The organism is Streptomyces sp. NPDC102514 (genome assembly GCF_055584525.1).
Window position 1 is genome coordinate 289236 of the sequence record NZ_JBVJLW010000001.1, and the last position, 14056, is coordinate 303291.

13 protein-coding genes are annotated in these 14056 nt (G+C 70.0%); 6 read left to right on the forward strand and 7 right to left on the reverse strand.

Annotated elements, in window-relative coordinates; genetic code table 11:
* Positions 1–8: 8 nt before the first annotated feature.
* Positions 9–1034: a cyclase family protein gene (locus tag ACZ60E_RS01345; RefSeq protein ID WP_469436850.1), complete on the reverse strand. Its 1026-nt coding sequence runs from the start codon at positions 1032–1034 to the stop codon at positions 9–11.
* Positions 1031–2032, reverse strand: a complete 1002-nt coding sequence (locus ACZ60E_RS01350) for a fumarylacetoacetate hydrolase family protein (RefSeq protein ID WP_469436853.1) — start codon at positions 2030–2032, stop codon at positions 1031–1033. Before ACZ60E_RS01350 ends, ACZ60E_RS01345 begins: the two co-directional genes overlap by 4 nt.
* Before the next feature lie 176 nt (positions 2033–2208).
* Here ACZ60E_RS01350 and ACZ60E_RS01355 point away from each other — a divergent pair, with 176 nt between their 5' ends.
* The gene (locus ACZ60E_RS01355; RefSeq protein ID WP_469436855.1) at positions 2209–3126 is read left to right on the forward strand and encodes a LysR family transcriptional regulator; all 918 of its coding nucleotides are present in this window, start codon (positions 2209–2211) and stop codon (positions 3124–3126) included.
* 271 nt (positions 3127–3397) lie between these two features.
* On the opposite strand, the gene ACZ60E_RS01360 is transcribed toward ACZ60E_RS01355, so the two are convergent.
* Positions 3398–4108, reverse strand: coding sequence for a FadR/GntR family transcriptional regulator (locus ACZ60E_RS01360; protein WP_384805489.1), 711 nt, complete (start codon positions 4106–4108; stop codon positions 3398–3400).
* A 248-nt stretch (positions 4109–4356) separates the two neighbouring features.
* Between ACZ60E_RS01360 and ACZ60E_RS01365 the strand changes: the two genes are divergently transcribed.
* The 5 genes from ACZ60E_RS01365 (at position 4357) to ACZ60E_RS01385 (ending at position 9490) form a co-directional block, all read left to right on the forward strand.
* Positions 4357–5598 (forward strand): aminotransferase class V-fold PLP-dependent enzyme, encoded by a 1242-nt coding sequence (locus tag ACZ60E_RS01365; RefSeq protein ID WP_469436859.1) that lies wholly within the window; start codon positions 4357–4359, stop codon positions 5596–5598.
* A gap of 106 nt (positions 5599–5704) precedes the next feature.
* Complete coding sequence (locus ACZ60E_RS01370; protein WP_469436861.1) at positions 5705–7009, forward strand: ABC transporter substrate-binding protein; 1305 nt, start codon at positions 5705–5707, stop codon at positions 7007–7009.
* Positions 7010–7011: 2 nt separating this feature from the next.
* Complete coding sequence (locus ACZ60E_RS01375; protein WP_384805483.1) at positions 7012–8016, forward strand: carbohydrate ABC transporter permease; 1005 nt, start codon at positions 7012–7014, stop codon at positions 8014–8016.
* Positions 8013–8849: a carbohydrate ABC transporter permease gene (locus ACZ60E_RS01380; RefSeq protein ID WP_384805481.1), complete on the forward strand. Its 837-nt coding sequence runs from the start codon at positions 8013–8015 to the stop codon at positions 8847–8849. The genes ACZ60E_RS01375 and ACZ60E_RS01380 overlap by 4 nt, the downstream gene beginning before the upstream one ends.
* A 188-nt stretch (positions 8850–9037) precedes the next feature.
* On the forward strand, positions 9038–9490 hold the full coding sequence (locus ACZ60E_RS01385) for a MerR family transcriptional regulator (protein ID WP_453792043.1): 453 nt from the start codon (positions 9038–9040) through the stop codon (positions 9488–9490).
* Positions 9491–9503: 13 nt separating this feature from the next.
* Here the strand turns inward: ACZ60E_RS01385 and ACZ60E_RS01390 are convergent, their stop codons facing one another.
* From ACZ60E_RS01390 to metE, 4 genes are all read right to left on the reverse strand, one after another.
* Positions 9504–9938: a cupin domain-containing protein gene (locus tag ACZ60E_RS01390; protein WP_385838127.1), complete on the reverse strand. Its 435-nt coding sequence runs from the start codon at positions 9936–9938 to the stop codon at positions 9504–9506.
* Positions 9939–10076: 138 nt separating this feature from the next.
* Complete coding sequence (locus ACZ60E_RS01395) at positions 10077–10343, reverse strand: hypothetical protein (protein WP_384805475.1); 267 nt, start codon at positions 10341–10343, stop codon at positions 10077–10079.
* A gap of 58 nt (positions 10344–10401) precedes the next feature.
* Complete coding sequence (locus ACZ60E_RS01400; protein ID WP_384805473.1) at positions 10402–11397, reverse strand: AraC-like ligand-binding domain-containing protein; 996 nt, start codon at positions 11395–11397, stop codon at positions 10402–10404.
* A gap of 214 nt (positions 11398–11611) precedes the next feature.
* Complete coding sequence (metE, locus tag ACZ60E_RS01405) at positions 11612–13930, reverse strand: 5-methyltetrahydropteroyltriglutamate--homocysteine S-methyltransferase (protein ID WP_469436868.1); 2319 nt, start codon at positions 13928–13930, stop codon at positions 11612–11614.
* Positions 13931–14056 lie beyond the last annotated feature (126 nt).

The following is a 14056-nucleotide window of genomic DNA, read 5'->3' on the forward strand; positions in this document are numbered from 1 at the left end:
TCCTGTTGCTACTTGATGGCGATGGGGTTGACGGGGGAGCCGACCGCGCCGGTGATGGGCAGGGGTGCGGCGGTGAGCCAGAACTCGTACACCCCGTCGGCCGCGCAGTCCCGCGCGAGCGCGTCCAGGTCCCACATCTCGCCGATCAGCAGGCCGATGTGCGGGATGGCCACCTGGTGCAGCGGCTGGAAGGCGTGCTCGAACTCGTTGGGCCGTACCTCGAAGCCCCAGGTGTCGGTGGCGATCGCCGCGATCTTACTGCCATGCAGCCAGCCGGCCGTGGTGAAGGACAGGCCGGGCGCGGGACCGCCGGCGTAGTCGCCCCAGCCGTCGCGGCGGGCCCGGGCGAGCTGCCCGGTGCGGACGAGCACGATGTCGCCGCGGCCGATCGCGACCCCCTGGGCCTCGGCGGTCGCGGTCAGGTGGCGCTCGGTGACGGCGAACCCGTCGGGCAGTTCGCCGACCGCACCGCCCGAGCCGCCCGCCCCATCTGCACCGGCCATCCCCTCCACGCCACTCACGCCGTCCGCGCCGATCATGCGGCCGACGTCCAGCAGTACGCCCCGCCCGGCGACGTGCGACGCCATGTGTTCGATGCCCGTCACCAGATCGCCGTCGGAGGTGACGACCCGCTCGGCCGGACGCCCGTTCCACGCCTTGCCGTGGTCGAAGATGTGCCCGAGCCCGTCCCACTGCGTGGAGCACTGCAGCGGCATGGCGATCACGTCGTCGGCGCCGCCGATGCCGTGCGGGAAGCCCTGGTTGCCGAGCGCCGCGTCGGTGCCGGTGTCCAGCATGGTGTGCACCGGATTGGTGCGCCGCCGCCAGCCCTTCTGCGGGCCGTTCATGTCGAACCGCTGGGAGAGGGAGAAGCTGACACCCCTGCGCACCAGCGCGGCACCCTCGCGGCGCTTGGCCTCGTCGAGGTGGTTCAGTGTGCCGAGCACGTCGTCCGCGCCCCAACGGCCCCAGTTCGAGTACGCCTTGGCGGCCCGCGCGATCGTGCCCTCGGGGTCGGCGGGGTCCAGGTTCACCGGGCCGCCTCCGCCACACAGCGGGTGCGCTGGGCGCCGAGACCCGTGATGGAGCCGTCCATGACGTCACCGTCCCGCAGCAGCCGGCCGTGATGCATGCCGTTGCCCGCCGGGGAACCGGTCAACACCAGGTCGCCGGGCAGGAGCCGGGCGGTCCGGGAGGCGTAGGACACCACCCGGGCGACGTCGAAGAGCATGTCCTCGGTGGACTCGTCCTGCATGGTCTCGCCGTTCAGCCTGAGCACCAGGCGCAGGTCGCCGGGGTCCGCGACGGACTCGGCCGGCACGAGCCAGGGGCCGAGCGGGGTGATGCCGGGGGCGTTCTTGCTGCGCAGCCAGTCGGTGCCGATCTGGGGCATGTCCCGGCGGAAGACGGTGGCCCGGTCGGTGAGGTCGTTGGCGATCGTGTACCCGGCGACATGGTCCAGCGCCTCCTCGACGGACACCTGATGCGCAGGCCGGCCGATCACGGCGGCCAACTCCAGCTCCCAGTCCGGCTTCTCGGCCCAGGAGGGCAGCACGACCTCGTCGTACGGGCCGGTGATCGCGCTCGGCAGCCCGACGAAGACGTACGGCAGGTCCTGGGCCGCCCGGCGGTCCATGATCTCGGCGGCCTCGGCGCGGCGCTCCTCCTCGGACCGGTCGTCGGCCGGGTCGCGGTGCGCCACATGCAGGTCGATGACGTGCTGCCGGTAGTTGGCGCCGGACTGGAACACCTGACGCGGCTCCACGGGGGCGTGCACCCGGAAGTCCGCCAGCTGCCCGCTCCGCGGACCACCCTGGCCGGCCAGCGCCGACAACCGCTCCTTCGCCCCGTCCCAGTCCTCCAGGAGAGCGCGGACGGTCAGGCGCTCGTCGCCGAAGTCGGTCCGGAGGTCGAGCACCCTGGCGTCCGCCGTGACGAGGGCGGGGAAGGGCGGCCCGTCGGGGACCGAGAGCGTGGCGAGGGCGAAACGTCCGGCGAAGGGTGCGGACGCGGCTTCGGGTTTCACGGACATGTCCTCCTGATTGCGGTGGGACCAATCTGGACCCGGCGCCCGTGATCAGGGAAATAGATTGTGTGGATGACAAGCATCCACGGGGTTTATTCCTCCCTGGTCAACGCCATACTGTCGGCCGTGTCGCCAAGGGAACCGACAAGTGAAATGCCAAGGGAAGTGGCAAGGGAGACGCCGTGAATCTGGCCCGCCTCGATCTCAACCTCGTCGTCGCCCTGCGCGCCCTGCTGGAGGAGCGCAACGTCACCCGCGCCGGCGAGCGCATCGGGCTCAGCCAGCCGGCCATGAGCGCCGCCCTCGCCCGGCTGCGCCGCCACTTCGACGACGACCTGCTCGCACGGGTGGGCGCCCACTACGAACTCACCGCCCTCGGCCAGGTACTCCTGGACCGCACCTCCACCGCCTACGACCTGCTGGAACGCCTCTTCGCCAGCCAGGCCCACTTCGACCCGGCCAAGGAGAACCGTGAGTTCAGGCTGATGGCGTCCGACTACGCCGTCGCCGTCTTCGGCACCGAACTGGCCCGTGTCGTGCACGAGGAGGCCCCCGGTATCCGGCTGCGATTCAGCCAGACACCGCCCACCGTGGTCGACGACACCGCCACCCTGCTCAGTGCCACGGACGGACTGCTCATGCCGCACGGGGTCGTCAGCGGCTTCCCGGCCACCGACCTGTACGAGGACCGCTGGGTCTTCGTCGTGTCCGCGGACCACCCCGGTGTGGGGGACCGCCTGACCCGCGCGGACCTGGCCCGGCTGCCCTGGGTCACCTATCAGCGCACCTACGACTCGCCGGCCGTACGCCAGCTGGGCATGCTCGGGATCGAGCCCCGCGTCGAGGTCTCCGTCGACAGCTTCCAGCTGCTGCCGCTGCTGGTCGCGGGCACCCGGCGCATCGCCCTGGTCCAGGCACGCCTCGCCCGCCTCCTCGCACCCCTCGCGGCCGTCCGCGTGGTGCCGCCCCCGTACGAGGCGGTCCCCCTGCGCGAAGCCCTGTGGTGGCACCCCGTACACACCCACGACGCGGCCCACATCTGGCTACGTGAGACCGCGGCGAGGGTGGGCAAACGGCTGACGGAAACGCCGGGCGTCTAAGGGGCGCGGGGAACGGCGCGAGCAACCACGAGGCACCCGCAGACAACGATCCACCCCGTCAGGGGCGCGGGGAACGGCGCGAGCAACCACGACGCACCCGCACCCGACGATGCACCCCTTGAGGGGCGCGGGGAACGGCGCAATCAACCACAACGCACCCGCACCCGACGATGCACCTCTTCAGGGGCGCGGGGAACGGCGCAATCAACCACAACGCACCCGCACCCGACGACCCACCCAACGTTCCAGCCGCCGCCGCCCAAGGCACCCGTCACGCAGGGACGCCGTCGTCGTCCACCTCCTCCACGGGCGGCATGAACGCCCGCAACCACCGCTCGGTCTGAGCGACATGCGCCTCCGCCGCGCCGGCGGCCGCACCGGGGTCCCGGTCGGAGATCGCGGTCGCCAGCACGCGATGGTCCGCGTCGCTCTTGCGCCGCAGCTCCGGCCCCTCGGGCAGCGTGAAGATCTGGTACTTGCGGGAGCGGGCACGGAAGACCGCGAGCAGCGACGCCAGCGTGGGATTCTCGGCCGCCCGCGCGATCTCCGCGTGGAAGCGGTGGTCGAGGTCCGACGCCTCGGTGGGATCCTCGGTCGCCTCCATGGCCTCGATGAGGGAGAAGAGCGACTGCACCGTCTCGGGGGTCCGCCGCGCGGCGGCCTTGGCCGCGACATGCGCCTCCAGCACCCGCCGGATCTCGTACACCTCCAACAGGCCGGTCAGCGGCAGGAGTTCGAGGGTCAGTGAGAGGCTGCCGATGATGTCCTCCGGCCTCAGCTGGGACACATAGGTGCCCGAGCCGTGCCGTGGTTCGACCACGCCCAGCGCCGAGAGCATCCGTACGGCCTCGCGCAACGGGCCCCTTGAGACACCGAGTTCCTCGCCCAGCTCCGCCTCGGGCGGAATGCGTTCACCCGGCCCGAGCCGCCCTGTCGCGATCATGTGGCGCAGGCCGTGGAACGCCCTGTCGACTGCGGACATCCGATTCCTCCCGTGGCGGGCCGGCGGCAGCACCGTAACCCTCGGGCACTCTAGCGACTCCGAGTCGTCAGATGTCTCCGATGTATCGGTCCAAAGTCATCTGATGACTATCGCTGCACACCTCTTGCGTGGCGCAAAAATGCCGTGCAGGATGCCGAGTCATCATACGTGTCCCACCCGATGTCAGATGTCTGCGGACTGCAGACGGGATGTCGGCGGGCACTCGGGTTCGGTAGATGTGGAGTGATGTGAGCGAGACCGAGGTCACCACCGCCCCGCGTCCCTTGCTGCTGGCGGACGGCCGCCCCGCGGCGCGGGCGTGGTCGCTGGACCCCGTCATGAAGCACCTCAACCATGGCTCGTTCGGAGCGGTGCCCCTGGTGGCCCAGGAGCGGCAGAACGAGTTCCGGGCCGAGATGGACAGTTCGCCGGTGGTGTGGTTTCCGGCCCTGCCGCAGCGGATCGCCACCGCCCGGATCGACCTCGCGGCCTTCCTGCGGGTCGCCCCCGACGACGTGGCCCTGGTGCCGAACGCGAGCGCCGGCATCAGCGTCGTGTTCGCCTCGCTCCAGCGGCGCAGGGGCGGCGCGATCGTCGTCACCGACCACGGCTACGGCGCGGTGACCATGGGCGCCGAGCGCCTCGCCAGGCGCTGGGGCGGCGAGGTGCGTACCGCCAGGGTGCCGCTGGAGGCGAGCGAGGAGGAGGCGTACGAGGCCGTCATGGCCGCGGTCGACGACGACACGGACCTGATCGTCCTCGACCAGATCACCTCCGCCACCGCACGCCGGCTGCCGGTGGAGCTGGTCGGCGCGGAGGCCCGGCGGCGCGGTATCCCGCTCCTGGTGGACGCCGCCCACGCCCCCGGTCTGATCGAGGCCCCGCTGGATGGCCTGACCTGCGACTTCTGGGTGGGCAACCTGCACAAGTGGGGCTGCACGCCCCGCGGCACCGCCACGCTGGTCGCCCGTGGTGAGCTGCGCGAGGAGCTGTACCCCCTGATCGACTCGTGGGGCGCCGCCGATCCGTACCCCGACCGCTTCGACCAGCAGGGCACGATCGACGCCACCGGTTATCTCGCGGCCCCCTCGGCCCTGGACTTCGTCGAGAGCACCTGGGGCTGGGACACCGCCCGCCGGTACATGGACGAGCTGGCCGGCTACGGCGAGCGTGTCATCGGCGCCGCCTTCGCCGAACTGACCGGTGTCAACGGCACCGTCGACGTGGGCATGCCGGTCCCGGGCATGCGGCTGGTACGCCTGCCGGACGGTTTGGCCGGCACCCGGATCGAGGCCGACGCGCTGCGCGACCGGGCCGCCCGCGAACTCGGCGTGGAGGCGGCCTTCACCAGCTTCGACGGCATCGGCTACATGCGGCTGTCCGCGCACGTCTACAACACCGCCGCCGACTACGAGTACTTCGCCGAGGACTGCGTCCCCCTCCTCGGCCGCTGGGCCCGCGCGGCCCGCGAACAACCGGGCGCGTCGTAGCCCCCCCGGCACCCCGCCCCCGGCACCCCGCACCGGCATCCCGAACTTTCCCCGGCGCTCCGTAACGCCTGTCCCCGGCACAGCAGCACAGAAAGAGGTCGGCACGATGAGAAGAAGGACGGCAGCTCTCGCCCTCGGCACCGCCGCCGCGATGGTCCTGACCGGCTGTAGCAGCATGAGCGGCTCCCAGGCCGACGGCACGGTCACCCTCAACATGGTGGAGAGCCTGACGAACCCGGCCCGCACGGACCTGATCAAGGGCCTGATAGCGGACTTCCAGAAGCAGAACCCCAAGATCAAGGTCAACCTGATCTCGCCGCCCACCGAGCAGGCCGACCAGAAGATCCAGCAGATGCTCCAGTCCGGCAGCGGCGTCGACACCCTCGAAGTACGGGACACGACCGTCGGACCCTGGTCGAACAACGGCTGGATCTACGACATGAAGAAGGACCTCACCGGCTGGAAGGGCTGGGAGGCGATGACGGAGAACGCCGTCAAGGCCTCCCAGGACGCCAAGGGCAAGACGTACTTCGTCCCGTACGGCTTCTACGGTCTGAGCGTCTTCTACCGCACCGACCTGATCAAGGAGGCCGGCTTCAGCAAGCCGCCGGTCACCTGGGACGACCTGCTGGAACAGGCCTCGGCCATCCACGACCCGGGCAAGCGCAAGTACGGGTACGCCTTCCGCGGCGGAGCCAACGCCCAGGGCAACGCCACCGCCATCATCGAGGCGTACGTCGCCGACGAGATCGACGCGGCCGACGGCTTCAAGCTGAAGAGCGGCAAGACGATCTTCTCCGCGCCCGAGGCGCTCGACGCGATGGAGACCTACCTCAAACTCTTCAAGGACGCGTCCCCGAAGTCGTCCGTCTCCTGGGGCTACCCGGAGATGGTCGAGGGCTTCTCGAACGGCTCGACGGCCTTCCTGCTGCAGGACCCCGAGGTCATCGCGACCGTCTCGGAGTCCAAGTCCATCAAGAAGGACCAGTGGAGCACCGCCCCGCTGGTGGCGGGCCCCAGCGGCAAGACCGTACAGCCGCTGGCCACCGCCGGATGGGGTGTCGCCAAGGGCAGCAAGCACAAGAAGGAAGCGGTCAAGCTCGTCGAGTTCCTCTCCGAGGGGGAGGCGTCGACGAACTTCACCAAGACGAACAGCCTGGTGCCGATCCTGAAGTCGGCCGCCGAGGACCCGTTCTACAAGACCGGCCCGTGGTCCAGCTACGTCACCATGACGGAGAACCCGGACACCTACCTCAACGTCAGCCAGCCGCGCGGGGTCGCCTGGTGGGCCGAGTGGCAGCAGCGCGCCGACGCCGACATCCAGAAGATGGTCCTCGGCAAGACGACGCCCAAGGAACTGCTGGCCGGCTGGGACACGTACTGGACCGAGAAGCGGCAGCAGGAGAACTAGCCATGCCCACCGCGTCCGAAACGACGTCCACGACGGAGACGGCGAAGACGGCCTCGGAGGGGGCCTCCGGCAACGGGGGCTCCCGGCCCGTCCGCAAGGTTCAACCAGGCCGCCGCAAGCCCGAGTTCACCGCTCGGCGCGGTTTCCTCATCACCCTCTTCATGACCCCGGCCGCGATCTTCGTGGCGGTCTTCACGTACTACCCGATGATCGCCGGCAGCCAGATGGCCTTCCGCCACTGGAACCTGACGGACCTGACCGACACCTCGTGGGTGGGTCTGCAGAACTTCCGCGACGTCTTCGCCGACCCCGCCTGGGGCACCGTACTGAGCAACACCGCCATCTGGGTGTTCGGCTCGATCGTGCCCCAGCTGGTCATCGGCTTCGCCCTCGCCCTGTGGCTGCGCCGCAGGTTCCGCTTCCGCGGCCTCTACCAGGCCCTCATCTTCTTCCCCTGGGCGATCTCCGGCTTCCTCATCGGCATCCTGTTCCGCTGGATGTTCAACAGCGAGTTCGGTGTCGTCAACGACCTGCTCCAGAAGGTCGGCCTGATCGACGAGCCGGTCGCCTGGCTGGCCGACCCGAAGACCGCGATGTTCGCCGTCGTGGTCGCCAACATCTGGTACGGGGTCACCTTCTTCACGATCATGATCCTCGCCGCGCTGCAGTCCATCCCCGAGGAGCTGTACGAGGCCTCGGCCCTGGACGGCGCCGGCAAGGTGCGCACGCTCTTCCAGATCACCATTCCGTACATCCGGGTCACCCTCGCGCTGACCGTGCTGCTGCGCGTCATCTGGATCTTCAACTTCCCCGACCTGATCTTCGGGATGACCGGCGGCGGACCGAACAACGAGACGCACATCGTGACCACGTGGATGATCAAGATCACGCAGCAGGGCGACTACGGCAGAGCCTCCGCGCTCGGCCTCATCGTCGTCGCCACCCTGCTGGTGTTCGCGGTCTTCTTCCTCCTGGCCACGCGCGAGAAGCGAGAGGTGAAGCCGTGATCGGCAAGGAGTCCACGGCGGGCCGGGTCACCAAGTTCACCTTCCTGGGGCTGTGGCTGGTCTTCACCGTCTTCCCCCTCTACTGGATCACCATCACCTCGCTCAAGGCGCCCGGCGACATCTTCGCCTTCCCGATCGCCTACTGGCCCGAGCACTTCTCGCTGGAGAACTACAGCGGACTGTTCGGCAAGGCCGACTTCGGCGTCTACCTCACCAACAGCCTCATCGTGGCGACCGTCGCCGCCTCGATCGCCACGGTCATCTCGATGCTGTCGGCGTACGTACTGGCCCGCTTCGAGTTCCGTACGAAGTCGGCGCTGCTGATGGCCGCCCTGGTGACCCAGATGATTCCGACGTTCATCGCGCTGGGGCCGCTGTACCTGCTGATGACCGACCTCAAGATGGTCGACAACCGGCTCGGGCTGATCCTCGTCTACATCGCGGTCTGCATCCCGTTCTGCACGGTGATGCTCCGGGGTTTCTTCGAGAACATCCCGGACGCGCTGGAGGAGGCCGCGATGATCGACGGCCTGTCCCGGTTCGGGGCGCTGTTCCGGGTGCTGCTGCCGGTGATGCGGCCCGGGATCATCGCGGCGTTCATCTTCAACTTCGTCAACTGCTGGAACGAGCTGTTCCTGTCGGTGACGCTGATGAACAGCGACAGCAACAAGACCGTGCCGACGGCCCTGAACGGCTTCATCTCCAGCTTCAACATCGACTGGGGTTCGATGTCCGCGGCGGCGGTCCTGACCATCCTGCCCACGATGGTGCTGTTCGCCTTCGCCAGCCGGCACATCGTCCAGGGCCTCACGGCGGGGGCGGTGAAGGGCTGAGGGACTGAAGGGCTGGGGGGGGCTGGAGGGCGCCACGGGAACTTTTCTTCCGTCCCACGGAGTGGGAACGACATGGAACCGACCTGATGATCACATACTTTACCTCGACGTCACGGTAGCGATCGACGTCTACCGCCCCATGGCAAGGGCGACGGACACAGACGAGACAGACGAGGTAGGGCGCCCGGATGAGCAGCGAGCACATGCAGATCGGCGAGGTCGGCGCGCGCACGGAGCTGGCACTGCGCACGATCCGCCACTACGAGGCGACCGGCCTGGTCGCGCCCTCCGCCTGCTCCCAGGGCGGCTTCCGCCTCTACACCAGGGAGGATGTCGCACGGCTGAAGGCGATCCGCCGTATGCAGCCGCTCGACTTCAGCCTGGAGCAGATGCGCGACCTGCTGGCCGTCACCGACCGCCTCGACTCCGACGAGGAGATGACGGCGTACGAGCGGCAGTCCCTGCTGCGGCGCGTCCGCGAGTACGAGGAGCATGCCGTCTGGCAGGTGGAGAAGCTGCGCGCGCAGCTGGCGGAGGCGGAGGAGTTCGCCCAGACGCTCCGCAAGCGCCTGAGCCGGGACCGTGACCGGGATCGGGACCGCGGTCGGGACCGGAACCGCGACCGGGCCACCACGGCCTGAGCCGGCTGCGCCGCTACTCGAACGCGCACCCGGGATTCGGGGCGTCCTCGGAGAACGGGGCGCCGTGCGGCAGTACGTACAGCACCGTCAGGACGACCGGTGTGTCTCCCAGGTTGCGGCCTATGTGGACATTGCCGGCGCCGGCCGGCTCCTGGATGCTGCTGCCGCGCGGATACACACCGTCCGAGGCGCACGTGGAGTCGAAGTGGCTGAGCGTGCCCTGCTTCACGTACGCGTAGAGCGGGCCGTCGTGGTAGTGCCAGCCGGTGGCCTGGCCGGGCGGCACGGTGATCTCCCGGACGACGTAGTCGGTGCCGCCGACCGTTTTCTGGGCGATCAGGGTGCCGGTCACTCCGGGACCGGGCGGAGTTGCCCGGGCCGTTCCTCCGGCCAGGACGGTGACGGCGGCGACCGCGCCGACCACCGCGGTGCGGAACGAGGTGCGCATGGGCAGGGCCTCCAGGTTCGTGGGCTGTCGTGACGACGTGCCGCAGCGAACATAGAGGCGAGTGCCGCCCGTTGGTGCGAGAACCCGCGAATTCGAGCCGCACGTAAGGCAGTTGGCGGTGGCCGGCCGCCCGTCCGCTCAGTCCAGGACGCGCAGACGCCAGGCGCCCACGTCGTCGCAGGCCCAGGCCTTGGCCCAGCCCAGGGAGACATAGAGCTTCCCCCAGGCCTGGCATTCCGAGAGCGTCTCGTAGTAGCCGATCGTGTGCCAGACGGCGGCGGCCGAGGCCTCGGCGGTCGGCCTGACCCGCTCGACCACCCCGGACGTCGCCGCGGTGGCGACACCCGCTCCCGCGAGGCTGATTCCGATGGTCACCGCGACAGCGGCGATGAATTTCCTGAGCACGTCTACCTCCAGTCGTGACCCTTGCTCAGAAGGGTGCGCGCCACGACCGGACCTGTCGTTACGTGTGAGCGCACAGGTCTTTCGTCTCCGTGCACTGCCTGCGGAACTCGCGCGGGGACAGGCCGTAGGAGCCGCGGAACACCTGACTGAAGTGCGCGGGACTGGCGAACCCCCACCTGGCGGCGATCGCGCCGATCGGCCGGGTGGCCAGCCGGGCGTCGGCGAGATCGCGGCGGCACTGCTCCAGGCGACGCTCACGCACCCAGCCGGCGACGGTGTGCCCCTCGTCGTGGAACAGCTTGTGCAGATAGCGCAAGGAGATGTGGTGCGCCGCGGCGATCGCGTCCGGAGTCAGGTGTGCGTCGCCCAGGTTCTCCCGGACGAAGGCATGGATCCGGGCCATGAGCGCCCGCCGTGCGGTGTGCGGCGGCACCGAGCTGCGGGCATCCAGCGCGTTGGCCAGCGCGGCCGTCAGCACATCGAGGGTGAGGGTGGACAGCCTGGCGGTGTCGGCGGGACTGAGTTCCCTCATGCGCCGCGCCAGTTGCATCAGGAAGTGCGAGGACAGCGCGCCGACACCCGTCCCGCCCGGGATGCGCACCGCGCTCAGCCGCCGCACGTCCCGGTGGGGCAGTGGAAGCAGTGAACGGGGGAAGCGCAGGAGCAGCAGTTGCTGACTTCCCGGCACCTCCGGCGTGAACCCGGCGAGGTAGGGGCGGGAGGGGTCGAACAGCATCAGGTCCCCGACCCCGAAATCCGTGCACCGGCCGTCCTGGGTGATCCTGCCGCCACCGCGCACGATGCAGCCCAGCTTGAACACCTCGGGATCCGCCTGGCGAATGAGCTTGGGCGTACGGTGCACCGAGTGCGCCAGCGTGGTCATCAACGTCGCCTGCACCGGCCCGAGTTGGCTGATGCCGACCTGCGCCCGGAACGCGCCCGCCACCCGCCGCTCGCAGTGTGCTTCATAGGGCACCCAGAGCTTCGAACTCACCTCACGCCAGAAACCGAACCGCTCCTCCCGCGGTACCTCCGCGGTACTGACCACGTCCATGACTCACCCCCCCCGTGAGGTCCGCGCCTCGTCACCGGCGCGGACTGCTGTCCGGTGACCGTGCCGCCCCGCCCCCCGGCGGGGCGAGCACCGGCACGTTCAGGTGTAGCAGCTCCAGGATCGTGCGAGTCGGACATTTTGGCGACAGCCGAATAGCCCTGGTACGGGCCGGGAGCCCGGGGCCCGCGCCCCCGCTCCCGGCCCGCCGCGCGGATCAGGACGTGGACAGTTCCGTGCGGATCGTGCGGGCCGCGGCGACCAGGTTCTCCAGGGACGTGCGCGTCTCGGGCCAGGCCCGGGTCTTCAGACCGCAGTCGGGGTTGACCCAGAGGCGCTCGGCGGGGATGGCCTCAAGTCCCTTGCGCAGCAGGGCGGCGGCCTCGTCCGTACTCGGCACCCGGGGCGAGTGGATGTCGTACACACCGGGCCCCGCCTCACGCGGATAACCGTGTCCGGCCAGCTCGCGGGCGACCTGCATGTGCGAGCGTGCCGCCTCCAGGCTGATGACGTCGGCGTCGAGGTCGTCGATGGCCTGCACGATGTCACCGAACTCGGCGTAGCACATGTGCGTGTGGATCTGGGTGTCCGGGCGTACGCCGCCGGTGCTGAGGCGGAACGCCTCGGTGGCCCACGCCAGATACGCCGGACGGTCGGCGGCCCGCAGCGGCAGCGTCTCGCGCAGGGCGGGTTCGTCGACCTGGATGACCGAAGTCCCGGCCGCCTCAAGGTCGTTCACCTCGTCGCGCAGGGCGAGGGCGACCTGGCGGGCGGTGTCGCCGAGCGGCTGGTCGTCGCGGACGAAGGACCAGGCGAGCATGGTGACGGGCCCGGTCAGCATGCCCTTGACCGGCTTGGCGGTGAGCGACTGGGCGTACGTCGTCCAGCGCACCGTCATGGGTTCCGGGCGGGAGATGTCCCCGGCGAGGATCGGCGGGCGGACGTACCGCGTGCCGTAGGACTGGACCCAGCCGTGCTGGGTGGCGAGGTATCCGGTGAGCTGTTCGGCGAAGTACTGGACCATGTCGTTGCGTTCGGGTTCGCCGTGCACGAGCACATCGAGGCCGGTCTTCTCCTGGAACGAGATCACCTCGCCGATCTCGGCCCGGATGCGCTCCTCGTACCCGGCGCTGTCGATCCGCCCGGCGCGCAGGTCGGCCCGTGCCGTGCGCAGTTCCGTGGTCTGGGGGAACGAGCCGATGGTGGTGGTCGGCAGCAGCGGCAGGCCGAGGTGGGCGCGCTGGGCCGCGGCCCGCTCGGCGTACGGCAGGGAGCGGCGGGCGTCGGCGTCCGTGACGGCGGCGGCCTGGGCCCGTACGGTGGGGTCGCGGGTGATCGCGGACCCGGCGCGGGAGGCCAGGTCGGCCCGGTTGGCGGCGAGTTCGGCGGCGATAGCGCCGGTGCCGCCCGCGAGGCCCTTGGCGAGAGTGACGATCTCCGCGGTCTTCTGCCGGGCGAAGGCGAGCCAGCGGCGGATCTGCGGCTCGATGTCGCGTTCCGCGGAGGCGTCGAGGGGGACGTGGAGGAGGGAGCAGGAGGCGGCCACGTCGACCCGGTCGGCCAGCCCGAGCAGGGTGCCGAGCGTGCCGAGGGACTTTTCCAGGTCGTTGACCCAGATGTTGCGGCCGTTGACCACTCCGGCGATCAGACGCTTGCCGGGCAGTCCGCCCACGGCGGCGAGCGCGTCCAGGTTGGCGGCGGCCGACTCGGTGAAGTCCAGCGCGAGACCTTCCACCGGGGCCTTGGCCAGCACCGGCAGGGCGTCGCCGAGCCGGGCGAAGTAGGACGCGACCAGCAGCTTCGGGCGGTCGGCCAGGGCGCCGAGGTCACGGTAGACGCGGGTGGCCGTGTTCAGCTCGGCGGGTGTGCGGTCCTGCACCAGGGCGGGCTCGTCGAGCTGGACCCACTCCGCCCCCGCGGCGCGAAGATCGGCGACGATCTCGGCGTACACGGGCAGCAGCCGGTCGATGAGGGTGAGCGGGTCGAAGTCGCCGGCGACACCCGGGGCGGGCTTGGCGAGCAGGAGGTAGGTGACGGGTCCGACGAGGACGGGTCGTGCGGTGAGCCCGAGCGCCAGGGCTTCCTTCAGCTCCGCGACCTGCTTGCTCGAGTCGGCCGTGAAGACGGTGTCCGGACCCAACTCGGGCACCAGATAGTGGTAGTTCGTGTCGAACCACTTCGTCATCTCCAGCGGCGCCACGTCCTGGGTGCCGCGCGCCATGGCGAAGTAGCCGTCGAGCGCGTCGGCCTCGACGGCGGCGCGGTGGCGTGCGGGGATCGCGCCGACCATGACACCGGCGTCCAGGACGTGGTCGTAGTACGAGAAGTCGCCGGTGGGAACCTCGTGGATGCCGGCCTCGGCCAGCTGCCGCCAGTTGGCCCGGCGCAGCTCGGCGGCGGTGGCCCGGAGGGCGTCGGCGTCGACCCGGCCCTTCCAGTAGCCCTCGACGGCCTTCTTCAGTTCCCGGTTCTGTCCCTGGCGGGGGTAGCCGTACACGGTGGCCCGTGCCGCCGCGGCTGCGGACTGCGCTGTCACGGAAATCTCCTTCGCGAGATATCTCCCTGGGATCCCGGGACGGGACGCGAGCGCGAAGGGGTGACGGACCGGGCGGAAACCGAACCGCGCGCAGAGCGCGGTCGTCCGCCGGATCAAGTACGCCGA

Coding starts and splice junctions, on each gene's coding strand:
- ACZ60E_RS01370 (WP_469436861.1), top strand. CDS start 5,705: ATGAGAAGAAGGACGGCAGCTCTCGCCCTCGGCACCGCCGCCGCGATG.
- ACZ60E_RS01375 (WP_384805483.1), top strand. CDS start 7,012: ATGCCCACCGCGTCCGAAACGACGTCCACGACGGAGACGGCGAAGACG.
- ACZ60E_RS01385 (WP_453792043.1), top strand. CDS start 9,038: ATGAGCAGCGAGCACATGCAGATCGGCGAGGTCGGCGCGCGCACGGAG.
- ACZ60E_RS01360 (WP_384805489.1), bottom strand. CDS start 4,108: ATGTCCGCAGTCGACAGGGCGTTCCACGGCCTGCGCCACATGATCGCG.
- ACZ60E_RS01350 (WP_469436853.1), bottom strand. CDS start 2,032: ATGTCCGTGAAACCCGAAGCCGCGTCCGCACCCTTCGCCGGACGTTTC.
- ACZ60E_RS01390 (WP_385838127.1), bottom strand. CDS start 9,938: ATGCGCACCTCGTTCCGCACCGCGGTGGTCGGCGCGGTCGCCGCCGTC.
- ACZ60E_RS01400 (WP_384805473.1), bottom strand. CDS start 11,397: ATGGACGTGGTCAGTACCGCGGAGGTACCGCGGGAGGAGCGGTTCGGT.